This is a genomic window from Ochrobactrum vermis, assembly GCF_002975205.1.
GTDB lineage: Bacteria > Pseudomonadota > Alphaproteobacteria > Rhizobiales > Rhizobiaceae > Brucella > Brucella vermis.
In genome coordinates this window covers 2,421,843-2,448,290 of the sequence record NZ_PCOC01000001.1, presented here as the reverse complement: position 1 = coordinate 2,448,290, position 26,448 = coordinate 2,421,843, and the positions used below count along the sequence as shown (strand labels likewise).

The following is a 26,448-nucleotide window of genomic DNA, read 5'->3' as shown; positions in this document are numbered from 1 at the left end:
GGATGAAATTCGGCTTCGGTCTTTCCGCATTGAAGGAACAATATCCCGGTGTCGATGCGCATTATCTGCGCATGCCGCATGTCGAAAAGGGCATGGCGGTCGGGCTGTTCGGCGGCTCGTTCAACCCGCCGCATGGCGGGCATGCGCTGGTGGCGGAAATTGCCATCCGGCGGCTGAAGCTCGACCAGCTCTGGTGGATGGTGACGCCCGGCAACCCGCTGAAGGACAGTCGCGAACTGGCGCCGCTTGCCGACCGGCTGAAGCTGAGCGAGGAAATCGCATCCGACCCGCGTATCAAGGTGACGGCGCTCGAAGCAGCCTTCAATGTGCGCTATACGGCGGATACGCTGGCGCTCATCCGCGATGCCAATCCCGGTGTCCATTTTGTCTGGGTAATGGGTGCGGACAATCTCGCCTCCTTCCACCGCTGGCAGCGCTGGCGCGAGATCGCGCAGAATTTTCCGATTGCGGTCATCGACCGGCCGGGTTCCACACTGGCCTATCTGTCGTCACGCATGGCGCAGACATTCTCCGACAGCCGCGTCGATGAACAATATGCGTCGATGCTGGCGCGACGCACGCCCCCGGCCTGGACCTTCATCCATGGACCGCGTTCGTCGCTGTCTTCGAGCGCGATCCGCAAAACCCGTACATGATCTTGATGTTTTCGTGACGATTTTAACAAGATATATGCAAAATGGGCGGAAAACTGAAAAAGTGAACGGGCCGGAAAAGCCGATACTCTTGAAACAAAACAGGGACTCTGCCTATTTTAAGGTGTGTGGTGCTTATCACTGCCACACGGCGTTGTTCTGGTAAGAAAGGGAATACACTGAGAACAGCAATTGAGAAGAAGGCTCATCACGCGCCTTCAACGGTCAGGATGGACGAGTCCGATCTCGTGTCCCAGACCTTCGACGCGGCCTTGGCCAGTCTCGAAAACTCCAAGGCGGAATCCATCATCCCCATCGACATTCGCGGAAGATCAACGATCGGCGATTATATGATCGTCGCGTCGGGCCGTTCGCATCGCCATGTGACGGCGGTTGCCGACCATCTTCTGCAGGCCCTGCGTGAAACAGGCTGCAAGGATATTCGGGTCGAAGGTCTCGAGAGTGGCGACTGGGTTCTCATTGATACCGGCGATATCATCGTCCATGTCTTCCGACCGGAAGTCCGTGACTTCTACAATATCGAGAAGATCTGGCTCGATGAGGGTTTCGACGCGTTCGAGACCGAACGAGCGCCGGGATTGGTGCATTAGAGCATTTCCCGCAAAAGTGCGAAGCGGTTTTGCGGAGGATAATGCGTGAAAAAAGAAGATTAAAGCGTGATACGCTTTAATCCGATGAAATGAGAGCGTCATGCGTGTGAGTGTTTTTGCCGTGGGCCGGATGAAAGCCGGCCCCGAACGGGAACTGGTCGAGCGTTATTTCGACCGATTTTCGAAAGCTGGACCGCCATTGGGGCTTGAATTCGCCGGTGTGAGCGAAATTCCCGAAAGCAGGGGCCAGACGGCAGAGTTGCGCAAGGCCGAAGAGGCCCAGCGCATCCATGAAGCGCTCGACAATGCCAGTTCTGGGGGCGCTGCTTTGATCCTGCTTGACGAGCGCGGCAAGGCGCTCGGATCGGAAGCCTTTGCGGAACGCATCGGGCGGATGCGGGACGATGGCAAGCGTCAGCTTATCGTCGCCATTGGCGGGCCGGACGGCCACGATCCGGCATTGCGATCACGCGCCGATCTCGTTCTGGCGCTGGGCGAATTGACGTGGCCGCACCAGATCGCCCGCATTCTGATTGCCGAGCAGCTTTATCGCGCTGCCACCATTCTGGCGGGCCACCCTTATCACCGCTCGTGAAATGCGTAATGCAGGCGGACGCAGCCGCGGTCAAGTGTCTTGGCGCTGAGGAGAACAGGGCTCGCCCTGAAGCCGGTTGCAGGAAATAGCGGTATGCCGCCGCCGATGAGTTCGGGAATGAGGTAGATTTCGATCTCATCCAGCGCGCCGCGTTCCAGAAATGCCATTTGCAATTGCCCGCCGCCGAGCATCCAGACATCGCCATCGTCGAGCGCCCGCAATTCAGCGATCAACGCATCCACATCCTGACGTCGTTCGAGCGGTCCCTTCGGGTTCCCGATAGGCCGCGACGTGACGACGATGCACCTTTGGTCGCCATAGGCCCAAGGCTCATCGCTTTCAGCCACGAAGTCATAGGTAGCGCGGCCCATGACAACGGTGCGTATGCCTTTGATGAAGTTGCGATAGTTGTGCTCGCCGAGGTCAGCGTCCCCATATTTGAACAACCAGTCGAGGTTTCCATTCCCGGCGGCAATAAATCCGTCGAGACTGGCGGCGATGTAGCCGACAATCCTTGCCATGATGAACGTTCCTGTTGACTTATAAATGAATATACGTTTATATTATCCATGGCAAGAACCAAATCCGTGCCTGATGAGGCAGTGCTCGATCGGCTGCTGGCCGTGGTGGTGGAAGCAGGTCCCACCGGGCTTACCTTTGCGCGGGCTGCAAAGGCGGCCGGGCTTTCGGCTGCAACGCTTGTCCAGCGTTATGGCAGTAGTCAATCCATGCTTGAGGCGGTGCTGTTGCGGGCATGGGATCAGCTCGATGCGGCAACGCGTACAGCCGATGAAAACGCCGCACTCACGCCGCAAGGTGCGGTTGATCTGCTGATGGCGCTGACGCCCTCTGGTACTGCGGAATATAACGCCACAGACGGCCTGCTGCTTCTGCGTGAGGACATTCGAAATCCGGTCTTGCGGGCGCGGGGGGCAGCATGGGGACTTTATCTGGCGGATGCGCTCGGGCGGCGGCTTTCGGATGACGCGGGAAAAGCTGAACGTCTCGGCTGGCAGATGGCAAGCGTCTGGCAAGGCGCCAATATCTGGTGGGCTTTCACGCGTTCCGAGCCATCGGAGATTGCAACCCGGCGTGCACTTTTGGAGTGGCTAGAGAATAATCCGACCGGAGTGAAACGATAATCGATAAGATTATGCTCAAAATTGAATAGCTTAGAGCGCCGATCCGATTCAATCAGATCGAAACGCGCGCTAGAAACGATCCAGTGTGCCAATTCGCTCCATCATCGTTCGTGACGATCTTCATTACCTTGACAAAGCGCTGAAATCTTAGGATTGCTCCCCATAGAAAATGCATTTGATTGTTCATAATGCATTGTTTTATTAGAATAAACTAAAGTGCTTGGGGAACATGAGCAGGCCTACCGTCATAACGCTATCGACCATTCCGCCACGTTTTCATCTATTGAAGCCAACTCTTTTGTCGCTTCTGTCGCAAAGACTGAAGGCTGAGGAAGTTCGCCTTTATATACCGCGCAAGTATAGGCGTTTTCCGGACTGGGACGGGCGCTTGCCCGAAGTACCAGCGGGTATAACAATTGTTCGCTGTGACGAGGACCTCGGACCTGCCACCAAGGTTCTGCCAGCCGCCCGCGACCTCAAGGGGCGGGATGTGGATATTCTGTTCTGCGACGACGACAAGATCTACGACGCCGCGTGGCACAGGCGTTTCAAAACGGAAGCCGCGCGCAAGCCGGGCCATTGCATCATCGAAGTCGGGGAAACATTTCCCGATATTGCCGATGCAGGCAGGCCCGCCGACCGGCTTCCACGCAGCCGCTGGAAACCCAAGGACTATAAATACAGGATGAAGCGGATCGCTTCCCTGTTTCTGCACAAGCCGGACCGGAGCATGCCCGGCTATGTTGATCATATTTCCGGTTTTGCCGGCGTCCTTGTTCATCCCGATTGGTTCGATGACCTGTTCTACGATATCCCCGATATCATGTGGACGGTGGATGATCCCTGGATTTCCGGTCATCTGGAAAGGCGCGGCATTCCGATCTGGATGATCGGCCAGAACAGCCGCCGTGCCGAAGGCAAGGGAAGCGGCGTGAGCGCTCTTCTAAACCATGTCGAGGACGGACAGGACCGTGTCGAGGCGGATTTGCTGGTGATCGACTATTTCCGGCAACACTACGGCATCTGGAAAAAGACCGAAACGGTCGATGAAAAGGCGGCCCTCCGCACGACATCGATGCGTGAAATGATGCGACGTAGGAAAGCCGAACTTGGTCTGATCGATTCATAAGCGGCTCGATGACTGCAGATGGCATTGCGGTTGACGGGGTTATGGTTGATGGTTCGTTAACGGGTTCGGGCTAGTTTCAGTTCCGAATTTGGCCTTGTTTCGTCCCGATAGAACACGCATGAGTCCTGTACGCCTTTTCAAACGACCACGATTGCCTGCTTTCACGCAGGCTGGCCCCCTTTTGGCTGGCGTCATTTTGGCCGGGCTGTTCTTTTGCGCGCCGTCGGTTTTTGCGCAGGAAGCCTTGCAACAGCAGCGCGATCAGGCGGCAAGCGAATATGAAAAGCTTTCCAACGAACTCACCGTCACCGGCGACAAGCTGAAACAGCTCGAAGACGAGGTGGCCGGGCTCAAGAAGGACCAGACGACCATCACGGCAGCGCTGATCCAGTCGGCCAAGACCGACAAGAAGCTGCAGCAGGATATTGCCGATATTGCCGACAAGCTGACCGCGCTGCGCGAGCAGGAAGACGGCATCCGATCATCGCTGCGAGCGCGGCGCGGCGTTCTGGCGGAGGTGCTGGCCGCTTTGCAGCGCATGGGCTTGAATCCGCCGCCGGCTATTCTCGTTCGGCCTGACGATGCGCTTGCCTCTGTGCGCAGCGCCGTTCTCCTTGGTGCCGTAGTGCCTGAAATGCGCAGCCAAGTGGAGGAGCTGACCGGCGATCTGAAGGATATGCAGCGGGTAACCGCTTCCATTACGGAAGAGCAGGAAAAACTGAAAGCAACCCGCACAGTTCAGGCGGAAGAACAGAAGCGGCAATCACTTCTTCTTGAAGAGAAGAAGAAATTACAGTCGCAATCGGAACAGGAAATCAATGCCCAGCGCGTGCGTTCCGAAGCACTCGCCGCCAAGGCGGGCAGCCTGAAAGACCTTATCGACGGGCTCGACAAGCAGATGGCAGGCGTGCGCGATGCGGCCGAAGAAGCCCGCAAGGCAGAGGCGGATCGCCTTGCTGCTGCAAGGGAAAAGGCCGGAGATTCGACGCCGGACGACAATCATCTGCGGGCCCAGATCGATTTTGCGTCCCTGCAGGGCAAGCTCGCTCTGCCAGCGGCTGGCAAGACAATGCGGCACTTCGGCGAGAAGGATGGCGTCGGCGGCAGCATGATGGGGCAGGTGGTCGAAACCTTGCCTTCCGCCACGATTACGTCACCTTCCGATGGCGTGATACTTTACGCGGGCAAATTCCGTTCTTACGGGCAGCTCTTGATACTCGACGCGGGCAATGGATATCATGTCGTAATGGCTGGCATGGGTCGAATCGACGTATCGCAAGGCCAATTTGTACTTGCAGGAGAGCCGGTCGGTGCAATGGGTGAAAAACTTCTCGCAAGTGTTGCGCCGATAGAGGTGGGCAATGGTGCGCCATTGCTTTACATTGAATTTCGAAAGGATGGAAAACCCGTCGATCCTGCCCCTTGGTGGACCGAACGGCTTTCTGGAAGGACGTGAAAATGATACGTAAACTGTCGCTGCTGTTCGCCGGGGCCCTTCTGGGGGCGTCAGCCATGGTGATGGTCCAGGGCGCGCCGGCTTCCACCGCTTTTGCGGCAGGGAAAGATAGCGATGTCTACAAGGAACTGGCTCTTTTCGGCGATATTTTCGAACGGGTGCGCGCGCAATATGTGACGCCGCCGGACGATAAGAAGCTGACTGAAAGCGCGATCAACGGCATGTTGACCTCGCTCGATCCCCATTCCTCCTATCTCAACCCGGAAGCCGCGCAGGACATGCGCGTGCAGACCAAGGGTGAATTTGGCGGTCTCGGCATCGAAGTCACCATGGACAACGATCTCGTGAAGGTCATTGCACCGATCGACGATACGCCAGCTTCCAAGGCTGGTGTGCTGGCAGGTGATCTCATCACCAAGATCGACGGACAGGAAGTTCGCGGCCTTTCGCTGACTGATGCGGTCGACAAGATGCGCGGTGAAATCGGTTCGCCTATCGAACTGACCATCCTGCGCCAGGGTGCCGACAAGCCGATCACGCTGAAGATTGCACGCGCCGTCATCAAGGTGAAGGCCGTTCGCTATCGTGTCGAGAACGATATCGGTTATCTGCGCGTCATCTCGTTCACCGAACAGACCTCCGAGGATCTGAAGAAGGCGATCAAGGATATTCAGGACAAGATTCCTGCCGACAAGCTCAAGGGCTTTGTGCTGGATCTTCGCCTCAATCCAGGTGGCCTGCTCGATCAGGCGGTCGCCGTTTCCGATGCCTTCCTCGACAAGGGCGAAGTCGTTTCGACTCGTGGCCGCGATCCGCAGGATGTGACACGCTTCGATGCACGCAAGGGCGATCTGACTGATGGCAAGCCGGTTATCGTACTGATCAATGGCGGCTCGGCCAGCGCGTCGGAAATCGTTGCCGGTGCGCTTCAGGATCATCGCCGCGCCACCGTGCTCGGCACGCAGTCCTTCGGCAAGGGCTCGGTGCAGACGATCATTCCGCTTGGCGAAAACGGTTCGCTGCGTCTGACGACGGCGCTTTATTACACGCCGTCGGGCAAGTCGATTCAGGGCAAGGGCATCACGCCTGACATCAAGGTCGATCAGCCTTTGCCGGCTGAACTGAAGGGTGAGGACGTCGTTCGCGGCGAATCCGAACTCAAGGGCCATATCAAGGGCAATGCCGAAGATGATAATGGCTCCGGTTCGTCGGCTTATGTCCCGGCCGATCCGAAGGACGATATCCAGCTCAACGAAGCCTTCAAGCTCCTGCGTGGCGAAGTGGCCAATGCCGCATTCCCGCCGGATCCGAAGAAGGGCGTGTTGAACTGATCGCTCCATGCTGGATCTGAACAGCCCGTTAGGACTGGACAAGAAGCCGCAAAAGCGCGGGGGCTCACGCTCCCGCGCTTTTCGTTCGTCAATGACAGGTCTTGCCGTTGTGGCGGGGCTTTGTCTTGCCGGTGGTGCAGTATTCGCCATCTGGCAGAACAATCAGGCGGGTTTCCGCAAAACCGAAACCGCTGCTGTGGAACCCTCGCAAGCCGAAGCGCCAGCCGTCAAGACCGAGACGAAACCGGTAACCGGCAATACGCCGCCGCCCGGTAGTGCGCTGCGCGGAACGAACGGCCAGCCGGGTCCTGCCATCATCAAAGTGACACCCGATATGCCGCCCGGCATGCCAGGTGTCACTGCCGGTACGGCGGAAGGCAATGTGGTTGTGGTGCAGAACACGCATCAATCCGGGCAAGATAAGCGTGTCGCGCATCTGCCGGAACAGGCGCTGGTCGAGCAAAGCCCCACCGGACCGCTTCCGGTGCGCGGGGCAGACGGGCTGCGCCCGATGGATGCCTATGCGGTCGGCTGGTCCGGCGCGCGCGGGGCGCGGGTCGCCATTGTCATCGGCGGACTGGGATTGTCGCAAACCGGCAGCATGGAGGCGGTTGACAAGCTTCCGCCAGAGGTCACACTCGGATTTGCGCCGCAGGGCAACAGTCTGCAGCGATGGATGCAGGCAGCCCGGCAAAACGGTCATGAACTTGTGCTGCAATTGCCGATGGAGCCTTTCGATTATCCACGTGTCAATCCGGGTCGCAATACGCTGACGGTTGATGACGGGCCTCAGAAGAATCAGGCTTCAGTGCTGTGGGCGCTGTCGCGGATGACCAATTATGCCGGTATCATGAACTACATGGGTGCACGTTTCACATCCGAGGCGGATGCTTTTGCTCCGGTGTTGGGTGAGGTCGGCAGACGCGGCCTGTATTATCTCGATGACGGCACGTCGGCGCGCAGTCAGGCTGACAAGATTGCCGAGCGCGACGCCGTGCCTTTCGCTGCCGCCAATGTTTTGATCGATGCGGCGCAGGAGCGCGGCGCGATCCTCGATCGCCTCGACGAACTGGAGCGGACCGCGCGCGCCAATGGTAGCGCCATCGGCACCGGTTCGGCCTTTGCGGTGACTGTCGACGCGGTTGCGGAATGGGCCAATGAGGTCAAAAAGCGCGGCATCGAAATTGTTCCCGTTTCGGCGCTGGTCCGCGATCCGGAACGGCAATAGAGCATTTCCAGTTTGAACTGAATCATTGGAAATGCTTTATCCCTTTGTTTTTGCCCATTATCCTACGCAAAAGCGCTTCGCACTTTTGGCTCGGAAATGCTCTAAGTTTACATATCATGGAGAATGTCATGTCGAAGCACAAAGGCCCTATCGATCCTGAAAGCTTGCCCTACCGCCCATGCGTCGGGTTGATGGTGTTGAACAAGACCGGGCTGGTCTGGGCCGGCCGCCGTATCGTCATACCGGGCGACGAGATGGACGGCGCGACCCAGCTCTGGCAGATGCCGCAGGGCGGTATCGACAAGGGCGAGGACCCGGTCGAAGCGGCTATCCGCGAACTCTATGAGGAGACCGGCATGAAGTCGGTATCCCTGCTCGAAGAAGCTTCGAACTGGATCAACTATGATCTGCCGCCGCATCTGGTTGGCCAGGCGCTCAAGGGCAAATATCGCGGTCAGACGCAGAAATGGTTTGCCTATCGTTTCGAGGGCGACGAGAGCGAGATTGCCATCAACCCGCCGCCCGGCGGACATACTGCCGAATTCGACCGCTGGGAATGGAAACCTATGTCGGAACTGCCGGAACTGATCGTTCCCTTCAAGCGCAAGGTTTACGAGGAAGTCGTGGCCGCGTTCCGGCATCTGGCCCCGTAATTTGCAGGCTCATCCTGAAAATGCGCGGCAGTTTTAGGATGAACTCAAATTTCCTTGCCCCTCTTGTGCGCGTGACCAACATATTGTCAACTCGCTTCAGGCGCACCGAACGGTTGCGTTTTGAGAGGGAGAAAAGCGCATGGATGTTGGAAGTCTTCTCGTATTTCTTTTCGTGGGTCTCATCGCTGGCTGGCTGGCCGGTAAGGTTGTGCAGGGTGGCGGTTTCGGTCTGATCGGCAATATCATCGTTGGCGTGATCGGCGCATTTTTTGCGGGCTGGCTTTTGCCGCGTCTCGGATTTTCCGTCGGCGGAGGTATGGTCGCCTCGATCGTGAACGCCTTTATCGGTGCGGCCATCCTGCTGATTATTCTGCGCATCGTCAAACGCGCCTGACGATCAGACGGTTTATAAGGTCCGGCCATTCGAGCCGGGCCGTTTCCTTTCTCGAAATCCAATGAAATGACACCGAATTCCAAACTGTCGCTCGGTCTTGTTCTCACCGCATCGGCTGGCTTCGTCGATGCGATTGCCTTCCTGCAACTGGGCGGGTTCTTTGCCTCTTTCATGAGCGGTAACACCACGCAGCTCGGTGTTGCGCTGGCGGGACAGCCGGGTGTGCAAGGCACGGTGCTGATCTGGTTTCCCGCGATCCTGATCGTGTTGTTCTTCTCAGGCGCCTTCTTTGGCACGCTTGCGGTGCGCGCCTATGGCCGCCGGGGCAGCCTCTATGTGATGGCGAGCGTCGTGGCGATTTTGCTGATGGTCGGCGTGCTGCAGCGTGAGGGCGCGATGCTCATCCAGCCGGTGCTGCTGCTTGCCGCCGCCATGGGCGCGCAGAACGCCGCGGTGCAGCCGATCGGTGCTGCGCGTCTTGGCGTGACCTATGTGACGGGCACGCTCTTCAACGCTGCCGCTGATCTTGCTTGTTCGCTGCGCGGGGAGACGCCGAAATGGCGCTGGCTGCAGCATGTGGCGGTCTGGCTATCCCTGATGCTGGGCGCTGTCGGTGGCGGCCTCGGCCACTATTTCATCGGTCTCGACGCCCTGTTCGTTCCGGCCGCGATGATCGTTGGTGTCATGGTCGCCTATATGAAGCTTAGCTGAAGAGTGACTTCTCGCTCTCTACCAGTTCGGAAATCAACGCCGATATGGCGGTAACACGCCGCAGTGTGCGGGCGGATTCGTGATAGGCGAGCCAGTAGGCGCGGCGGATCACCCGGTCGGGCAGGACTGGCACGAGATCGGGATCGGCGCGGGCGATGAAGGCGTGCAATATACCAATACCTGCGCCGGCCCGCACGGCCTCGACCTGCCCCAATGCGCTGGATACCTCGAAGGCGGCTTTCCAGTCGCGGCTGATTTCCGGTGCATAGGCCAGCGATGGATTGATGACGAGATCCTCCACATAGCCGATAAGCCGGTGCCGGGCGAGATCGTCGGTGTTTTCCGGCGTGCCGTTTTCCTCCAGATAGCTGCGATGCGCATAGAGACTAAGCGTGTAATCGACGAGCCTGCGCGCAATCAGCCTGCCTTGCTCCGGACGTTCGACCGTAATGGCAATATCAGCCTCGCGGCGAGACAGCGAAAACGAACGCGGCACCGGCACCAGCTGGATGGTGAGGTCGGGATATTTCTGTGTCAGCCGTGCCAGCCGCGGCGCCAGGAAATTGACCCCGAACCCGTCCGGCGCGCCGATCCGCACGGTGCCGGACACGGCAATATCCGCATTGCCGACCTGGGAGCGGGCGGAAAGCATTTCAGCTTCCATGCGTTCGGCGGCAAGCAGAAACTCCTCGCCAGCCTGCGTCAGCGTCGAGCCGTTGGTGCGGCGTGTCAGAAGTGTGGTGGACAGCGCCGTTTCAAGCGCGGTCAGCCGCCGCGCGACGGTGGTGTGGTTGAGACCAAGCCGTTTGGCCGCGCCCAGAATCTGGCCTGAGCGAGCGACAGCCAGAAAAATGCGAATATCGTCCCAGTTCATGATGTTCTCTGCGTGAGCATGTTTCCTTAGTACTATAAAATTTGCACAACGGATACGCTTTTCAGTGTCTTGCAATCATGAATTTGCAGAGTCAAGATGAGGTCAACGATGGGAGCTTTGCAAGCTCTCCAAAGCGATCATCAGGGAGGTTCTTCGATGCGCAATATCGGACATTTCATCGGCGGCAAGCACGTTGCCAGCAACAGCGGTCGCACCGCCGACGTTTTCCAGCCGCTTGACGGCACGGTGCAGGCGAAAGTGGCGCTGGCCACCAAGGCTGAAGTGCGCGCTGCGGTCGAAAACGCCAAGGCTGCACAGCCTGCATGGGGCGCGACCAATCCGCAGCGCCGCGTCCGCGTCCTGCGCAAGTTCCTCGAGCTGGTCGAAGCCGAATATGACAGCCTGGCCGAATTGCTGGCACGCGAGCACGGCAAGACGATTGCCGATGCCAAGGGCGACATCCAGCGCGGTCTTGAAGTGGTGGAAGTCTGCCTCGGTTCTGCGCATATGCTTAAAGGTGAGTTCACCGACAATGCCGGTACAGGCATCGACACCTATTCCATGCGCCAGCCGCTTGGCGTTGTTGCCGGTATCACGCCGTTCAACTTCCCGGCCATGATCCCGCTCTGGAAAGCCGGCCCGGCGATTGCCAGCGGCAACGCTTTCATTTTGAAGCCGTCCGAACGCGACCCCGGCGTCCCGATGCGTCTGGCCGAACTGTTCATGGAAGCTGGTCTGCCTGCCGGTATCTTCAACGTGGTCAACGGTGACAAGGATGCGGTCGATGCATTGCTCGACGATCCGGACGTACAGGCCATCGGCTTCGTCGGTTCCACGCCGATTGCCCAGTATATCTATGGTCGCGGCTGCTCGAACGGCAAGCGCGTACAGTGCTTCGGCGGCGCCAAGAACCACATGCTCATCATGCCCGATGCCGATATGGACCAGACCGTCGATGCGCTGATCGGTGCCGGTTACGGCTCGGCAGGCGAACGCTGCATGGCAATTTCCGTTGCTGTTCCGGTCGGTGAAGACACCGCCAACCGCCTGATGGAAAAGCTGATCCCGCGCGTTGAATCGCTCAAGATCGGCCCGTCCACCGACAATTCCGCCGATTACGGCCCGGTTGTGACCAAGGCAGCCCTTGACCGCATTCGCGGTTATGTCGATCTCGGCGTCGAGGAAGGCGCGAAGCTGGTCGTCGATGGCCGTAACTTCAAGATGCAGGGCTATGAGAACGGCTTCTACATGGGCGGCTGCCTGTTCGACAATGTCACGTCGGACATGCGCATCTATAAGGAAGAAATCTTCGGCCCGGTTCTCTCGGTCGTTCGTGCCAAGAACTACGAGGAAGCGCTGGCTCTGCCGAATGAACATGAATTTGGTAACGGCGTTGCCATCTTCACCCGTGATGGCGATGCGGCCCGCGATTTCGCCAGCCGCGTTCAGGTCGGCATGGTCGGTATCAACGTGCCGATCCCGGTTCCAATCGCCTACTACACCTTCGGCGGTTGGAAAGCTTCCGGTTTCGGCGATCTCAACCAGCACGGCCCGGATGCCTTCCGCTTCTACACCAAGACCAAGACCGTCACCTCGCGCTGGCCGTCTGGCGTGAAAGATGGTGCAGAATTCGTCATCCCGACGATGAAGTAACGCCAGACTATGCTTTGCTTGCGCGTCCTCGCTCCGCTGCGGGCGCGCGGCTTGGCGTCAAGGATGGTGCTGAGTTCGTCATCCCGACGATGAAGTAAGCCTTGCACTCGTCACCTCGTCCTTCGATGAATTCAGGATGAGGTGATCGGCAACCTTACAGTCCGCCAAGCGAAACGCCGCCCTTGTGGCGGGGTTTTTGTTTCAGGGGTGTAGTGGCGGGCAACCATGCCGCTCGGTGAGGGCAGACAGTATCTTATGCGGGTCGGCGATCAGTGAACGCCCTTCATGCACGCCGGTCTCGAACGCGGAGCGGTCACCATCCTTCAATATTAGCAAGGGTAGGCTTTGATTGTCTTCGCCTGCCAGCGCTATGACGGATTTGCGGGGGCGCTGCCAGTCGATGCGCTTGATGTCCAGCCTGTTTCCCAGCTCCGGAAATGAAGCCAGAACACCTTCGATGAGTGCACAATGCCAGCAATAGAATTGCTGGCCGGGATAAGCCGGGTCTTCAAAGCCGGGTTTCAAGAGAAAAAGCCTGTCCTGATTCATGCCATATGTCCCAAAGCTGGAGCGGATTGCAAAGAGGGTGATGCGTGGGGCGAAATTGCACGTTTTAACGTGCGTCTGTTCCGGAAACCGTTTCACACTTTTCGGGATGCGTTCTAGAACAGCTTTCCAAGCCAGACGCTTACAATGGATGTATAGCTTGATCCCGATGGCAAGAGGTCAACTTTTCCGATCAACGCCCTAAATAATACAAAGCTTGAAGTCTGATCATCACTATCAGGAGTTCCGTCCATGAGCGAAAAGATCAACCGCCGTATCGTGCTCGCATCGCGCCCAGACGGTCGACCGACCGCAGAAAATTTCCGGCTGGAGGAAGCGGCGATCCCGAGCCCCGGTGACGGCGAGGTTCTCCTGAGACTGCACTATTTGTCGCTCGACCCCTATATGCGTGGGCGTATGAGCGCTGCCAAATCCTATGCTGCGCCAGTGGCAATCGGCGAACTGATGGAAGGCGGCACGGTCGGCGAAGTCATTGAAAGCAGAAGTGCTGGCTTTGCTCCAGGTGATTTCGTGCTTTCCCATTCCGGCTGGCAGGATTATGCGGTCGCCGATGCCTCGTCCTTGCGCAAGCTCGATCCGAAGGAAGCGCCAGTAACGACGGCGCTTGGCGTTCTTGGCATGCCGGGCTTTACCGCCTATTCCGGTCTGCTCACCATCGGCCAACCGAAATCGGGCGAAACCGTCGTGGTTGCTGCGGCAACCGGACCTGTCGGTTCTGCTGTCGGGCAGATTGCCCGGATGAAAGGCGCGCGCGCCGTCGGCATTGCGGGCGGGGCGGCTAAATGCAAGGCCTTGATCGACGAGTTCGGCTTCGATGTGGCGATTGACCACCGCAGCGAGAATTTTGCGCAGGAACTGGCGCAGGCCTGTCCGAAGGGTATCGATGTTTATTTCGAGAATGTCGGCGGCAAGGTTTTCGAGGCGGTGTTTCCACTGTTGAACCAGTTTGCGCGTGTGCCGGTCTGTGGCCTGATCGCGCAGTATAATCAGACCGGACCGTTCGATGGGCCAGACCGGCTGCCGCCGGTGATGCGGGATATTTTGTCGAAAAGCCTGACCATTCGCGGCTTTATCCAGCGTGACTTTGCCGATCAGAGGCCGGCTTTCTATCATGACATGGTGAAGTGGATTGCCGACGGGCAGGTGCGCTATCGCGAGGATATCGCTGAGGGGTTGGAAAATGCGCCGACAGCTTTCATTTCCCTGCTGGAAGGCGGCAATTTTGGAAAGCTCATCGTAAAGCTCGCCTGAACACGTAATATTCTGCTTGCAGAACGGTCCTTTGGGCGTGATGCTGTGTCCGTCAATACTATTCGACAGGCAGGCAGAGCATGGGCGAGCGCCAGCAGGCGGGCATAGGGGAAGGCGGCGGGCCGGGGCGCGAGCGCCAGGAAGAGGCCCGGCGTATTCTTGACCGGCTCGAACGCGAGCAGACCGGTGCCGAAGGTATCGTACGGCGCAGGTTTACCCGGACGGCGCATCATCTGACTGCCGCCGACGCTCCCGAAAATGATCCTATCGAGCTTTGGGCCACGCGTGTCGGGCGCGGTCTCGGCTTCCTCATCACGCTGGCGATCATCGTCTGGCTCATTTTCTATCTCATGCAAAGCTAGGTACCCAATGACGCTTTCTGCGCCTTCGGATGCGACAACCGTTATTGTCATCTCAAGCCATGTCGTGCGCGGTTCTGTCGGCAATCGTGCCGCCGTTTTCGCATTGGAAACGCTGGGATTTCCCGTCTGGGCCGTGCCGACAGTGGTGCTGCCCTGGCATCCGGGCCACGGAGTTCCAGGCGCTCCGGCCGGACGCATCGTGCCGCCGGCGGAAGAGTTTTCGCGCCTGATGCAGGATCTTCAGCGCGCGCCGTGGCTTGGCGAAGTCGGCGCCGTCCTGACTGGCTATCTGGGACATCCTGAACAAGCGGCAGCCGTTGCCGAACTGGTCAAAGCCGTAAAGGCGAAAAATCCGCAATCCGTCTATCTGTGCGATCCGGTGATCGGCGATGAAAAGGGGCTTTATGTGCCGGAAGCGACTGCCATGGGCATTCGTGACAAGCTTCTGCCGCTCGCCGATATTGCAACGCCCAATCGGTTCGAGCTTTCCTGGCTGACCGGTGTTCCACTGGAAGACAATAACGCCTTGATGGAGGCCGCGCTGGAGGCTGGTCCGGCAACCATGCTGGTCACATCGGCCTTTCCGTTGATGACCGGCAGCATCGGCAATATTCTGCTGACGCCCACTGTGGCGCTGATGGCCGAGCATCGCCGTGTCGATGGTCCGACCAACGGTCTTGGCGATCTGACGTCAGCCGTGTTTCTCGCGCGCCGCCTGTCCGGCATGCCGGAAGAAAAGATGCTGCAAAGCACCACGGCGGCAGTGTTCGAAATCATGGCGCGCTCGGCCAAGCGCGGGGCGGATGAATTAATGCTGGAGGCCGATGCGTCGAGCCTCGCCACGCCGATGGCGATGGTGCAGACGCGGCGGCTGATGCATCCGACCAAGGGGCTTCGCGCGTGACATCTCCGGCCACTGTGTTCGCTGGCGTTGACGGCTGCCCTCGCGGCTGGATTGCAGTGATTGGTGGCGAAAGTGGCTTGCGCACGGAAGTATTCGCCAGCTTTGCCGCTTTGTTGCGATCGCTTCCGGATGGGGCGATCATTGCCGTCGATATGCCGATCGGCCTGCCGGAAAAAGACGGGCGAGCGGCGGAGCGGGCCGCGCGGGCGCATCTCGGCCAGCGGCAATCGAGTGTCTTTTCCATTCCGCCGCGTGCTGCCGTCTATGCCGAGGATTATCGCGAGAGCTGTGCGCTGTCGCTCGAACGAACCGACCCGCCACGCAAGGTTTCCCGGCAGGCTTTCGGGCTTTTCCCGAAGATTTGCGAGGTGGATGAATTGTTGCGCTGCGATGCCGGGCTTGCCGCGCGCGTCATCGAATCGCATCCCGAATTGGCCTTTGCAGCGCTGAATGGCATGAAGGCTATGTCCTTGCCGAAGAAGATCAAAAGCTGCGTCAACCCGGACGGGATGGCTGAACGCCGGGCATTGCTGCAACGTTGCGGATTGCCTGAGGATTTTTTGAAAGGTCCCGTTCCGCGCGGCGCAAAAGAGGATGACTTTCTCGATGCCTGCGCCATGTATCTTGTGGCCGGTCGCTATACGCGCGGAGAAGCTCGCCCGCATCCCGACCATGTGGAACATGACGCTTTCGGTCTTCGCATGGCGATATGGGCTTGAGAAGCTTGCATGAAAGCGAACAGGATTGCATGTCCAATTGGACGCAGCCCGTTCAATGCATTTCGATTGATCTCGGTTTTCGATAGGGATATTGGAAAAATATGGTTGATCTTCCAGACTCACTTCTCGCCGGTTATCGAACCTTCATGCGCGAGCATTTTACCCACGAAACCTCACGATATCGCCATTTGGCCGATAAGGGACAATCACCGGAAACGCTGGTTATCGCTTGTTGCGATTCGCGTGCGGCTCCCGAAACCATCTTCAATACGGCGCCCGGCGAAATCTTCGTCCTGCGCAATGTTGCCAATCTCATTCCGCCCTACGAGCCTGACGGCGAATATCATGCTGCCTCGGCGGCACTGGAATTTGCAGTCCAGAGCCTCAAGGTGAAGAATATCGTCGTCATGGGCCATGGCCGCTGCGGCGGTATCAAGGCTGCGCTCGATACCGAAAGCGCGCCGCTTTCGCCGGGCGATTTCATCGGCAAATGGATGAGCCTCATCGCGCCTGCCGCGGAAGCCATCAGCGGCAATCAGCTCATGACGCAAAGCGAGCGCCAGACCGCGCTGGAACGGATATCGATCCGCTACTCCATCAACAATCTGCGCACATTTCCTTGCGTCGACATTCTGGAGAAGAAGGGCAAGCTCACCCTGCATGGCGCATGGTTCGATATTTCGACCGGCGAGCTTTGGGTGATGGATCATCAGACGGGTGATTTCAAGCGTCCTGACCCAGCCTGATCCAGCTTTCAATATTGCTTCTTGAAACGGCTCCTTTCAGATCGAGAGGGGCCGTTTTGCCATAATTTGGACAGCTTAAATTGACGGTTTTCTTTCCCAAACGTGAAAAATCGCGGGAAAAGATACAAAAATAGCCCCAAACTTTGGGGCTATTCTGTGAAGCTTGAGGCTTTTCCGTGGCAATTCCAAAGCAGAATTGCGATTTCAGCCTTCAGTTCTTAGTTGCCGTCGATGGCCTTGCCCATAACTGCAATGGCGCGCTGGTAGACCTGTGCGGCATTCCAGCCCTGGATTGCGCCGTAGTTCGGTTCACCCGGCTGATAGCCCGCACCACGCTTCCAGCCGTGGCCGACGAGGAAGTTCGCGGTTGAATAAAGCGCGTCCGCCTTGGAGCGCGCCATGTCGATATGGCCACTGCCGTCGCCGTCGACGCCGTATTTCAGGACGTTGACCGGCAGGAACTGCGTCTGGCCGATTTCACCATGCATGGCGCCAACCGCATTCGGATTGAGATCCTGACGGTCGATCAGCTGAAGGGCCGCATAGAGCTGGTCGGTGAAATAGTCGCTACGACGGCAATCATAAGCGAGTGTCGCGACGGCCGACAGCGTGTGCTGCTTGCCGAGATAGGCGCCGAAACCGGTTTCCATGCCCCAGATCGCCAGAAGCGGACCGGCTGGAACGCCGTAACGCTTTTCGATTGCGGCGAAGAGAGCAGCGTTCTGCTGCTTCTGCGCACGGCCGCGCTTGATGATGGTATCAGCGCCGCGCTTCTGCATGAACTGTTCGAAGGAGAGCTTGAAGCTCTTCTGGTTGCGGTCGGCATTGATGGTTGCCTGCGCATATTTGGTATTGCCCAGCGCGCTGATCCCGGCCTTGCCGATACCGCGCGAAGCGGCTTCCTTCACCGTCTGCTGGAGCCAGGCATTATAACCGGCGGCGTTGTTGCCGCACTGGGCTGCCTCGGCAATGCCTGTTCCGGTCATCATGCCCACTGCAAGAACTGCTGCTGCCGTCCAAGAACGGCCCTTGGCAACCAATGCCATTCGTTTCTCCTTTGGAGTTGATTCGACCTCGACGCGAATTTGCCATTCCTTACACCAAATGTCATGCGGCAACGGCAAAAGCGGGAAGAAGCGGGTGCGAAATGCCGCGTCTACAAACACTTTTGTACAAAAACAGCAAGCTTTTGTTGGCCCTCAAACCTTGATCGGCATTTTTTGCTTGGAAGCTGTGGCTTTCATACCTATTGCTTATGGATGGACTGGTAAAATTTCTTTACCACCATCTCATCACTGATTTTTTTCAGGGTTCGTGACATTGACGGGGAGGACGCCACATGTCGAACGGATTTCTTGCGCTATTTGCGTTTTTACCAATTCTTGTAGCCGGCGTGATGCTGGTTGGATTTCGTATTCAGGCCCGCATTGCGATGCCGGTGACCTATGTGCTGACTGTGGTGATCGCGATGGCGATCTGGGGTATGAGCGGCAACCGCGTCATTGCTTCGACCATTCAGGGCTTGATCCAGACAGCGGGGCTGCTCTGGATCATTTTCGGCGCAATCCTGCTTCTCAATACGCTTAAATATTCAGGCGGCATTTCTGCAATCCGCTCGGGCTTTGCCCAAATCAGCCCTGACCGCCGCATTCAGGTGTTCCTGATTGCCTGGCTGTTCGGCTCGTTTATCGAGGGCGCATCCGGTTTCGGCACACCTGCTGCCGTTGTGGCACCGCTGATGGTGGCTGTCGGGTTCCCGGCGCTTGCCGCCGTTACTTTCGGACTGATCATCCAGTCCACACCGGTATCGTTCGGTGCTGTCGGCACGCCGCTGATCGTCGGTGTCCAGTCCGGTCTCAATCGCGAGGCGCTGACGGCGCAATTGCAGGGCGTCGGATCGAGCTGGGAACAGTTTTTCCATATCATCACATCGGAAGTGGCTATCCTGCACGCAATCTGCGGCACGTTCATGCCGCTGTTCCTCGTGGTCATCATGACCCGCTTCTTCGGGCGCAACCGCTCCTGGACGGAAGGCTTCGCCATTCTGCCCTTCGCGCTGTTTGCGGCCTTCTCCTTCACCATACCTTATGTGCTGAGCGCGGTTTTCCTCGGCGCTGAATTCCCGTCGATGATCGGCGGTCTGGTCGGACTTGCGCTGGCAACATTTGCGGCGCGCGCCGGCTTCCTGATGCCGAAGCAAATCTGGGATTTCCCTCCCGCTTCGCAATGGCCTGCAGGCTGGGTCGGCAGTGTCCAGATCAAGCTGGATGAATTGACCTCGAAGAAGATCCCGCTCGCTCTGGCATGGACGCCCTACATTCTTCTGGCGATCTTTCTGGTGGCCAGCCGTACATTCCCTTCCGTGGGCAATGCGCTGAAGTCGGTCACTTTCGTTGCCAAGGATATCATGGGCGAAACCGGGATCGGCGGTGATTTCACGCCGCTATTCCTGCCGGGCGGTCTTCTGGTCCTCGTCTGCGTGATCACCTTCTTCCTGCATCGCATGAATGGCGGACAGTTCGCCAAGGCGTTCGGAGAAAGCACCAAAACGCTGCTGGGTGCAGGCTTCGTGCTTCTGTTCACCGTGCCGATGGTGCGCGTCATGATCAATTCCGGCGTCAACGGCAAGGAACTCATCAGCATGCCGCTGATGGTTGCGGAGTGGGTGGCAACGGAAGTCGGAAATGTCTATCCGTTCTTCGCGCCGTCCGTTGGTGCGCTGGGCGCTTTCCTTGCCGGGTCCAACACGGTATCGAACCTCATGCTCAGCCAGTTCCAGTATGGTGTGGCGGAAGGGCTCGGTATTTCCGGTGCGCTGATGGTCGCCGGTCAGTCGGTGGGTGCAGCGGCAGGCAATATGATCGCGATCCACAATGTCGTGGCGGCTTCCGCGACCGTCGGATTGCTGGGACGTGAAGGCACGACACTGCGCATGACCATCATTCCCACGATCTATTATGTGGTTCTGGCGGGAACGCTGCTGATGATCGGTCTTTATGTGCTGGGCATCGGTGATCCGCTTGCCGGTGCGGCAGCACAATAAAATGAAGCCATAAGGTGAAACCGGCCCTGGATAAAACCGGGGCCGGTTTCAGCCTGTTTTCCGCCTTTTGCTTGACATTGCAGGCTGGTCGCCTTAAAGCCTGCCCAATCTATCCGCGATCTTCAGAACGCGAGCCACCGACCGGGACCCATTTGGTATAAAACGATCCCGGAGGTCCACACCCGACAGCGCGATGCGCCCTCGGGTGCTGTATCGCTTTGGTTGCTTCTTGAACTGGCAGATAAGCGGGACGATTTATCCCTGACGAAGCATAAGCCTCTTCTTGGATTAAAGGGAAATTTGATGTTTGAATCACTTCAGGAGCGTCTTGGCTCCATCCTGAACGGCCTTACCGGACGCGGCGCTCTTTCCGAAGCCGACGTGACGGCAGCGCTGCGCGAAGTGCGTCGCGCGCTGATCGAGGCCGACGTTTCGCTGGAAGTGGTTCGCTCCTTCACCGACCGCGTTCGTGAGAAGGCCGTCGGGGCAGAGATTCTCAAGAGCATCAAGCCCGGCCAGATGGTCGTCAAGATCGTCCATGACGAACTTATCGAAATGCTGGGCACCGAAGGCGTTGCGATTGATCTCAACGCGCCTGCTCCGGTCGTCATCATGATGGTCGGTCTGCAGGGTTCGGGTAAGACGACCACGACCGGCAAGATTGCCAAACGTTTGACCGAGCGCCAGCGCAAGAAAGTGCTGATGGCTTCGCTCGATACGCGCCGTCCGGCCGCGCAGGAGCAGCTTCGCCAGCTAGGCATCCAGACCAGCGTCGACACGCTGCCGATCATCGCCGGTCAGTCGCCGGTCGAAATTGCCAGGCGCGCCGTTCAGGCTGCAAAGCTTGGCGCACATGATGTCGTCATTCTCGATACCGCCGGTCGCACGCATATTGACGAGCCACTGATGGTGGAAATGGCGGATATCCGCAAGGCCGCCAATCCGCATGAAATCCTGCTCGTTGCCGACAGCCTGACCGGTCAGGACGCGGTCAATCTGGCGCGCAACTTCGACGATCGTGTCGGCATCACCGGTATCGTTCTGACCCGCATGGACGGCGATGGCCGTGGCGGTGCAGCCCTTTCGATGCGCGCCATCACCGGCAAGCCGATCAAGCTGATCGCCACCGGCGAAAAAATGGATGCGCTCGAGGAATTCTATCCCAAGCGCATTGCCGACCGTATTCTTGGCATGGGCGACATCGTTTCGCTCGTCGAAAAGGCTGCCGAAAACATCGATGCGGAAAAAGCCGCTGCGATGGCCAAGAAAATGCAGTCGGGCAAGTTTGATCTTAACGATCTTGCCGACCAGCTGGGCCAGATGAAAAAGCTCGGTGGTATGGGCAGCATCATGGGTATGATGCCCGGCATGGGCGGCATGAAGGACAAGGCAGCAGCAGCCGGTCTGGACGACAAGGTGTTCGACCGTCAGCTCGCAATCATCGGCTCGATGACCAAAGCCGAGCGCGCCAATCCGGACCTCCTGAAGCACAGCCGCAAGCAGCGTATCGCCAAGGGTTCCGGCACGAATGCTGCCGACATCAACAAGCTTCTCAAGATGCACCGCCAGATGGCCGACATGATGAAAGTCATGGGCAAGGGCAAGGGCGGAATGATGAAGCAGATGATGGGTGGCCTTGCCAGCAAGATGGGGCTCGGTGGCCTCGGGGGTGGAATGGGCGGTATGCCTGATCTGTCCAAGATGGATCCGAAACAGCTTGAGGCGCTCGCCAAGCAGGCGGAAGCAGCCGGTCTCACCAAGGGTGGGATGCCGGGGCTTCCCGGCGGCGGACTGCCCGGTCTGGGTGGACCCAAGCTTCCCGGTCTTGGTGGCGGCCTTCCCGGTTTGCCGAAGAAGAAGTGAGCATCATGAACGACGAACAGAACACTGCACCGGCTGAACTTCTGGCACTGCGCGCCTCCATCGACAATATCGATGCGGCGCTGATCCACATGCTTGCGGAGCGCTTTCGCTGCACCAAGGCTGTGGGTGTCCTGAAAGCCGAGCGCGGCCTTGCTGCTGCTGACCCGGCCCGCGAGAAGCGTCAGGTAGAGCGCCTTCGTGGTCTCGCTGTTGACGCCCATCTCGATCCAGATTTCGCCGAAAAATTCCTGAACTTCATCGTGAAGGAAGTCATTCGGCATCATGAGCATGCCGCCGCAAACCACGGCGGAAAGTGAATAGCCGTCCAACGGCTCAACCAATCGCCCGTCAGGGCAGAACCACTTGTCTAAAGGAAAGAAAAAATGTCTCTGAAGATTCGTCTCGCCCGCGCTGGCTCCAAGAAGCGTCCTTACTACCACATCGTCATCGCTGACGTCCGCAGCCCGCGTGACGGCCGCTTCATCGAAACCGTTGGCGCATGGAACCCGATGCTTGCCAAGGACGCTGAACGCGTGAAGCTCGACGCTGACCGCATCCAGCATTGGATTTCGCAGGGCGCACAGCCGACCGACCGCGTTCTGCGCTTCCTCGATCAGGCTGGCCTGGTAAAGCGTCCGACCCGCAGCAACCCGACCAAGGGTGAGCCGGGCAAGAAGGCCGTGGAACGTCTGGCCATGGCCAAGCAGGCTGAAGAAGAAGCTGCTGCAAAAGCCGCTGAAGCTGCTGCCGCCGCTGCTGCTCCGGCTGAAGAAGCTGCAAGCGAATAATCTTTCGCGCAGTTTGCATTTTGAGAAAGCGGCGGAGCAATCCGCCGCTTTCTTTGTTGGCGACTTTCGCGGGGGATGAAGGATGCAAGTGAGGGTTGCCTTGAAACTTGCCACAGTGCTGTCGGCGCTTATTGTCGCCGAGCTTGCCGGGCTTGCCGGTCCGGCGGGCGCAATGGAAGCGAAGGAACTGGCGGCGGCGGTTATCTCTTTTGAAGACGGAGCGGCAGCGCAGCGCCTCGAAGACCGGATTGCTGACCTCATTGAGGCTGGGGACAAGGCTGGTCTGGACGCACTTGCTACACAGATCAAGAAACAGGATGGCCCGTTTTTTGAAGCCTTGGCCGTACTTCAGGAACAGAATGAACCGGTAGCGGAAGGGGCAGAACCTGTTGCCAGCAACGCGTTTGCGCAGTTGGCAATGACCATGGGACCTTGCCATCAAGCGAACATCGCTCTCAGGTCCATTGTTCTTCTCGTTTCTGCAGGTGAGACTGAACCGGTCGTCAGGAATGGTATTGTCATGATCGACGGGAATGAAATCGACAGTACCTATGCAAGTTCGATTAGCATATGCGAGAAGATCAAAAAGCTCCCCGATCACAGGCCGAGGATCGGTTCCAGATGCGCGTTCACAGGTGTCTGTGGCGATGATCCCGATATGAATTGAGAAGTCGGACCTGAACCTTGTGTCATTTTGTGATAAGGCCGGATCATGAAACATTCTGGTGAAATTCTTATCCTGACCGGCACACCGGGCGCCGGTAAAACCACAACCGCCGAGATGCTTGCGAACCAGCCGGGTTCGCCAAAGGTTCATCTTCATTCGGACGATTTCTGGCACTTCATCAAGAACGGTGCGATCCAGCCCTATCTGCCCGAAGCGCATGTGCAAAATGCCATTGTGATGGATGCGCTGACCAAGGTGGCGAAAGCTTATGCCGATGGCGGCTATTTCGTCATTGTCGACGGAATCATCGGGCCGTGGTTCCTCGAGCCTTTCCGAACGCTTGCCGCGCCGCTCCATTATGTGGTTCTGAGGCCGTCTCTCGATGAGGCGATCCGGCGCTGCCGCGAGCGGGGCGGCAACACGCTCACCGATCCGGGACCGATTGCGGAACTGCACAGGCAATTGTCTGCACTGGGTCCGCTTGAGCCGCACGTGCTGGCCACGGAAGGGTTTTCGCGGAGCCAGACGCTTGCATCTGTCCAGTCGGCGGTTGAAAGTGGCGTTCTCCGGCTGCATCCCTGAAATCGGGCAGGGCCAGCCTGCCGGTTTTACCTTGTTGTTTAAATCGACTGGAAAACGAGTGAATTTCGTCTATCTTGTTGATTTGACGGCTCGCATTTGCGTGAACGCGCATATGTGAGTGATGAATTTTATCCCCGGCGCTTGGCAAAGCGCTCTTTTCAGGAGAAGTCCATGTCGGCTGCGACGGTTGCCACTTCTTTCTCTTTCCGCCGTATTTTCATCGCTCTTGGTCTCACCGTTCTTGTTCCGCTGCTCTCCGCATGCGGTTTCAACACGATCCCGACCAATGAGGAAAAGGCAAAGGCCGCATGGAGCGAGGTGCAGAACCAGTACCAGCGCCGCGCCGATCTCGTGCCCAATCTGGTCGAGACCGTGAAGGGCTATGCCGCCCATGAAAAGGACACGCTGCAAGCGGTGATCGATGCGCGCGCCAAGGCGACGCAAGTGCAGATCACCCCGGAAACGCTCAACAATCCTGAGCTCTTCAAGCAGTTTCAGGATAATCAGGCCAATCTGACGAGCGCGCTGTCGCGCCTGATGGTGGTGGTCGAGCGCTATCCGGACCTGAAAGCCAACCAGAACTTCCTTGCATTGCAGTCGCAGCTCGAGGGCACTGAAAACCGCATCGCCGTCGCACGCCGCGACTATATCGAGGCGGTTCGCGTCTACAACACGTCGCTGCGCACCATGCCGACGATGATCTGGACGTGGATCTGGTATCGCGATGCGCAGCCGATGCAGAGCTTCAGTGCTGATGCAGGCAGCCAGGCCGCGCCCAAAGTCAACTTCAACTGACGGCGCGTTTCATGATGCGTTTCGGGGCGGGTGCAGCACTCTTGGCTGATCGTCGCGGCCTTCGCTGGCCGCGGCATCTCCTTGCGCTCGCTTTCATGCTGTTTTCCGCAGCGCTGACGCTGCACACGGCAGCCCTTGCACAGGATGCGGCGAAGCCTGCACAGGCCTTGACCGGTCGCGTGGTGGATGCGGCGGGGATCATCGATCCCGCAGAGCGCCAGCAACTGACCCAGAAGCTTGCCGATTTCGAAGCGAAGTCGTCGGATCAGGTGGTTGTGGTGACGGTTCCCAGCCTCAATGGCGAAGACATCGAAACCTATTCCAACCGTCTGTTCCGCGCCTGGGCGCTGGGGCAGAAACAGGAAAACAACGGCATATTGCTGGTGGTTGCGCCCAATGACCGCAAGGTGCGCATCGAGGTCGGCTATGGCCTCGAAGGCGTCATGACCGACGCGCTTTCAAGCGTCATCATCAATGGCACCATCATTCCCGAATTCCGCACCGGCGATTATTCAAAAGGCATCGTGCAGGGCGTTGACGGCATTCTTTCGGTTCTTTCCGGCGATGCGGCCGAGCTTGAAGCGCGCGCCAAGCGCAATGTGCAGTCGAGTTCGGACGATGTTGACTGGATCTTCGTCGTCTTCATCGCCTTCTGGTGCCTGATCTTCTTCGGCGGTTTCGGCATGGCGATCCTAACGCCGGTTTTCGGGCGCAAGATCGGGCCCGGCAAATATCAGTGGCTCGGCGTGGTTATGGATTACAACAATCGCGGCGGCGGCTCCGGCGGCAGGGGCGGGGGCAGCTGGGGCGGCGGTGGCTGGTCGTCCGGCGGCGGAGGCGGCGGTTTCTCCGGCGGTGGCGGCTCATCCGGTGGTGGCGGCGCCTCGGGTAGCTGGTAGGGAGACGCAAAGATGAAGCATCACACGCTGATTGGCGCCGAGGGCCATGCCCGCATTGCCGAGGCCATCCGCAAGGCGGAGGCCGAAACCAGCGGCGAAATCTATGCCGTCCTGGCGCGCTCCAGCGACGACTATTTCTTTGCGGCGGGCTTTGTTGCGACCTGCGGTATTCTGGTTGCTTCGGTGATCGCGGCCTTTGCCGCCCATTGGTATTGGTTCGATATCCGCCTGCCCATGTTCGGGCTTGCAGTGCTGGCGGCATTCCTGACTGCGATGCTGGTGCTGTGGTTTTTCCCGGCAATCCGCATGTTGCTGGTGCCGCGCCGCATCCGTTACAAGCGCGCCCATCTCAATGCCCTGCAACAGTTTCTGGCGCGCAATGTTCATATTACGGAGCATCGTACCGGCATTCTGCTCTTCGTCTCGATGGCTGAACATTATGCCGAGGTGATCGCCGATGCGGGCATCCATGCGCGTGTCGAGCAGGAGGAGTGGAATGCGATCGTCGCGACGCTCATCCATCATGCATCGCGCGCACAGGTGGCCGAAGGTTTCGTGCTGGCCATCGGTCAGGCCGGGCTTTTGCTGGAGAAACATTTCCCGGCAGGGCCGGAAAATGTCAATGAACTCGACGACCACTTGATCGAGCTCTGACCGGCCAGTTCCTTTATCAGAATCATCTGCAACTTTAGTCTGAAATGTGGCGAAGCTGGCCTGCGGCATCACCCTTTTGCGGGGCGTTTCGCGACCGGCGGGGAAATCCGCTGGCATAATCCGAAATTTCGCGGGAAGTTTTCGAAGTTTTGTTCCAAATTAAATGGATTAAATGCTG

30 protein-coding genes are annotated in these 26,448 nt (G+C 58.3%); 26 read left to right on the top strand and 4 right to left on the bottom strand.

Going from position 1 to position 26,448, the window contains the following annotated elements:
- Nucleotides 1–2 precede the first annotated feature (2 nt).
- The 3 genes from CQZ93_RS12130 (at nucleotide 3) to rlmH (ending at nucleotide 1,859) form a co-directional block, all read left to right on the top strand.
- Nucleotides 3–656: a nicotinate-nucleotide adenylyltransferase gene (locus CQZ93_RS12130; RefSeq protein ID WP_105542775.1), complete on the top strand. Its 654-nt coding sequence runs from the start codon at nucleotides 3–5 to the stop codon at nucleotides 654–656.
- A gap of 227 nt (nucleotides 657–883) precedes the next feature.
- Nucleotides 884–1,264, top strand: coding sequence for a ribosome silencing factor (rsfS, locus tag CQZ93_RS12125; RefSeq protein ID WP_105542774.1), 381 nt, complete (start codon nucleotides 884–886; stop codon nucleotides 1,262–1,264).
- A gap of 100 nt (nucleotides 1,265–1,364) precedes the next feature.
- A complete protein-coding gene (rlmH, locus tag CQZ93_RS12120; protein ID WP_105542773.1) occupies nucleotides 1,365–1,859 on the top strand; it encodes a 23S rRNA (pseudouridine(1915)-N(3))-methyltransferase RlmH in 495 nt (164 codons plus the stop codon).
- Here the strand turns inward: rlmH and CQZ93_RS12115 are convergent.
- Complete coding sequence (locus CQZ93_RS12115) at nucleotides 1,847–2,380, bottom strand: dihydrofolate reductase family protein (RefSeq protein ID WP_105542772.1); 534 nt, start codon at nucleotides 2,378–2,380, stop codon at nucleotides 1,847–1,849. The two genes, rlmH and CQZ93_RS12115, sit on opposite strands and share 13 nt — an antisense overlap.
- Nucleotides 2,381–2,428: 48 nt before the next feature.
- Here CQZ93_RS12115 and CQZ93_RS12110 point away from each other — a divergent pair, with 48 nt between their 5' ends.
- From CQZ93_RS12110 to CQZ93_RS12075, 8 genes are all read left to right on the top strand, one after another.
- Nucleotides 2,429–3,001: a TetR family transcriptional regulator gene (locus CQZ93_RS12110; RefSeq protein ID WP_105542771.1), complete on the top strand. Its 573-nt coding sequence runs from the start codon at nucleotides 2,429–2,431 to the stop codon at nucleotides 2,999–3,001.
- Between the two features lie 229 nt (nucleotides 3,002–3,230).
- Nucleotides 3,231–4,130, top strand: coding sequence for a hypothetical protein (locus CQZ93_RS12105; RefSeq protein ID WP_105542770.1), 900 nt, complete (start codon nucleotides 3,231–3,233; stop codon nucleotides 4,128–4,130).
- A gap of 118 nt (nucleotides 4,131–4,248) precedes the next feature.
- Complete coding sequence (locus CQZ93_RS12100; protein ID WP_105542769.1) at nucleotides 4,249–5,586, top strand: murein hydrolase activator EnvC family protein; 1,338 nt, start codon at nucleotides 4,249–4,251, stop codon at nucleotides 5,584–5,586.
- 2 nt (nucleotides 5,587–5,588) lie between these two features.
- Nucleotides 5,589–6,917, top strand: a complete 1,329-nt coding sequence (locus tag CQZ93_RS12095; RefSeq protein WP_105542768.1) for a S41 family peptidase — start codon at nucleotides 5,589–5,591, stop codon at nucleotides 6,915–6,917.
- A 7-nt stretch (nucleotides 6,918–6,924) separates the two neighbouring features.
- Nucleotides 6,925–8,145 (top strand): divergent polysaccharide deacetylase family protein, encoded by a 1,221-nt coding sequence (locus tag CQZ93_RS12090; protein ID WP_105542767.1) that lies wholly within the window; start codon nucleotides 6,925–6,927, stop codon nucleotides 8,143–8,145.
- 128 nt (nucleotides 8,146–8,273) lie between these two features.
- A complete protein-coding gene (locus tag CQZ93_RS12085) occupies nucleotides 8,274–8,798 on the top strand; it encodes an RNA pyrophosphohydrolase (RefSeq protein WP_105542766.1) in 525 nt (174 codons plus the stop codon).
- 139 nt (nucleotides 8,799–8,937) lie between these two features.
- Nucleotides 8,938–9,192, top strand: a complete 255-nt coding sequence (locus CQZ93_RS12080) for a GlsB/YeaQ/YmgE family stress response membrane protein (protein ID WP_105542765.1) — start codon at nucleotides 8,938–8,940, stop codon at nucleotides 9,190–9,192.
- A 66-nt stretch (nucleotides 9,193–9,258) separates the two neighbouring features.
- Nucleotides 9,259–9,903 (top strand): YoaK family protein, encoded by a 645-nt coding sequence (locus CQZ93_RS12075; RefSeq protein ID WP_105542764.1) that lies wholly within the window; start codon nucleotides 9,259–9,261, stop codon nucleotides 9,901–9,903.
- On the opposite strand, the gene CQZ93_RS12070 is transcribed toward CQZ93_RS12075, so the two are convergent.
- Nucleotides 9,896–10,777, bottom strand: a complete 882-nt coding sequence (locus CQZ93_RS12070) for a LysR family transcriptional regulator (protein WP_105542763.1) — start codon at nucleotides 10,775–10,777, stop codon at nucleotides 9,896–9,898. The genes CQZ93_RS12075 and CQZ93_RS12070 overlap by 8 nt on opposite strands.
- A 156-nt stretch (nucleotides 10,778–10,933) precedes the next feature.
- Here CQZ93_RS12070 and CQZ93_RS12065 point away from each other — a divergent pair, with 156 nt between their 5' ends.
- Complete coding sequence (locus tag CQZ93_RS12065) at nucleotides 10,934–12,430, top strand: CoA-acylating methylmalonate-semialdehyde dehydrogenase (protein WP_105542762.1); 1,497 nt, start codon at nucleotides 10,934–10,936, stop codon at nucleotides 12,428–12,430.
- A gap of 201 nt (nucleotides 12,431–12,631) precedes the next feature.
- On the opposite strand, the gene CQZ93_RS12060 is transcribed toward CQZ93_RS12065, so the two are convergent.
- Nucleotides 12,632–12,979 (bottom strand): DUF3088 domain-containing protein, encoded by a 348-nt coding sequence (locus CQZ93_RS12060; RefSeq protein ID WP_105543293.1) that lies wholly within the window; start codon nucleotides 12,977–12,979, stop codon nucleotides 12,632–12,634.
- A gap of 249 nt (nucleotides 12,980–13,228) precedes the next feature.
- Here CQZ93_RS12060 and curA point away from each other — a divergent pair, with 249 nt between their 5' ends.
- The 5 genes from curA to CQZ93_RS12035 all read left to right on the top strand — a co-directional run bounded on the left by curA (nucleotide 13,229) and on the right by CQZ93_RS12035 (nucleotide 16,979).
- Complete coding sequence (gene curA / locus CQZ93_RS12055) at nucleotides 13,229–14,248, top strand: NADPH-dependent curcumin/dihydrocurcumin reductase (protein WP_105542761.1); 1,020 nt, start codon at nucleotides 13,229–13,231, stop codon at nucleotides 14,246–14,248.
- Between the two features lie 80 nt (nucleotides 14,249–14,328).
- Entirely contained in the window at nucleotides 14,329–14,610 is a 282-nt protein-coding gene (locus tag CQZ93_RS12050; RefSeq protein ID WP_105542760.1) for a hypothetical protein, read from the top strand.
- Nucleotides 14,611–14,617: 7 nt separating this feature from the next.
- On the top strand, nucleotides 14,618–15,514 hold the full coding sequence (pdxY, locus tag CQZ93_RS12045; RefSeq protein ID WP_105542759.1) for a pyridoxal kinase PdxY: 897 nt from the start codon (nucleotides 14,618–14,620) through the stop codon (nucleotides 15,512–15,514).
- Nucleotides 15,511–16,233 (top strand): DUF429 domain-containing protein, encoded by a 723-nt coding sequence (locus tag CQZ93_RS12040; RefSeq protein WP_105542758.1) that lies wholly within the window; start codon nucleotides 15,511–15,513, stop codon nucleotides 16,231–16,233. Before pdxY ends, CQZ93_RS12040 begins: the two co-directional genes overlap by 4 nt.
- A 101-nt stretch (nucleotides 16,234–16,334) precedes the next feature.
- Complete coding sequence (locus CQZ93_RS12035) at nucleotides 16,335–16,979, top strand: carbonic anhydrase (RefSeq protein WP_105542757.1); 645 nt, start codon at nucleotides 16,335–16,337, stop codon at nucleotides 16,977–16,979.
- Between the two features lie 218 nt (nucleotides 16,980–17,197).
- On the opposite strand, the gene CQZ93_RS12030 is transcribed toward CQZ93_RS12035, so the two are convergent.
- Complete coding sequence (locus tag CQZ93_RS12030) at nucleotides 17,198–18,025, bottom strand: lytic murein transglycosylase (protein WP_105542756.1); 828 nt, start codon at nucleotides 18,023–18,025, stop codon at nucleotides 17,198–17,200.
- A 293-nt stretch (nucleotides 18,026–18,318) separates the two neighbouring features.
- On the opposite strand from CQZ93_RS12030, the gene CQZ93_RS12025 reads away from it, so the two are divergent.
- From CQZ93_RS12025 to CQZ93_RS11985, 9 genes are all read left to right on the top strand, one after another.
- Entirely contained in the window at nucleotides 18,319–20,022 is a 1,704-nt protein-coding gene (locus CQZ93_RS12025) for an L-lactate permease (RefSeq protein ID WP_105542755.1), read from the top strand.
- Between the two features lie 303 nt (nucleotides 20,023–20,325).
- Nucleotides 20,326–21,885 (top strand): signal recognition particle protein, encoded by a 1,560-nt coding sequence (ffh, locus tag CQZ93_RS12020; protein ID WP_105542754.1) that lies wholly within the window; start codon nucleotides 20,326–20,328, stop codon nucleotides 21,883–21,885.
- A 5-nt stretch (nucleotides 21,886–21,890) separates the two neighbouring features.
- Complete coding sequence (locus CQZ93_RS12015) at nucleotides 21,891–22,202, top strand: chorismate mutase (RefSeq protein WP_105543292.1); 312 nt, start codon at nucleotides 21,891–21,893, stop codon at nucleotides 22,200–22,202.
- A 66-nt stretch (nucleotides 22,203–22,268) separates the two neighbouring features.
- Nucleotides 22,269–22,673 carry a 30S ribosomal protein S16 gene (rpsP, locus tag CQZ93_RS12010; RefSeq protein ID WP_105542753.1) on the top strand — a complete coding sequence of 135 codons (405 nt, stop codon included), beginning with the start codon at nucleotides 22,269–22,271 and terminating at the stop codon, nucleotides 22,671–22,673.
- 100 nt (nucleotides 22,674–22,773) lie between these two features.
- Entirely contained in the window at nucleotides 22,774–23,340 is a 567-nt protein-coding gene (locus CQZ93_RS12005) for a hypothetical protein (RefSeq protein ID WP_286153187.1), read from the top strand.
- 45 nt (nucleotides 23,341–23,385) lie between these two features.
- Nucleotides 23,386–23,922 carry an ATP-binding protein gene (locus CQZ93_RS12000; protein ID WP_105542752.1) on the top strand — a complete coding sequence of 179 codons (537 nt, stop codon included), beginning with the start codon at nucleotides 23,386–23,388 and terminating at the stop codon, nucleotides 23,920–23,922.
- Between the two features lie 171 nt (nucleotides 23,923–24,093).
- On the top strand, nucleotides 24,094–24,717 hold the full coding sequence (locus tag CQZ93_RS11995) for a LemA family protein (RefSeq protein ID WP_105542751.1): 624 nt from the start codon (nucleotides 24,094–24,096) through the stop codon (nucleotides 24,715–24,717).
- 95 nt (nucleotides 24,718–24,812) lie between these two features.
- Nucleotides 24,813–25,616, top strand: a complete 804-nt coding sequence (locus CQZ93_RS11990; protein WP_286153482.1) for a TPM domain-containing protein — start codon at nucleotides 24,813–24,815, stop codon at nucleotides 25,614–25,616.
- Between the two features lie 12 nt (nucleotides 25,617–25,628).
- Nucleotides 25,629–26,270, top strand: coding sequence for a TPM domain-containing protein (locus tag CQZ93_RS11985; protein ID WP_105542749.1), 642 nt, complete (start codon nucleotides 25,629–25,631; stop codon nucleotides 26,268–26,270).
- The last annotated feature ends 178 nt before the right edge of the window (nucleotides 26,271–26,448 follow it).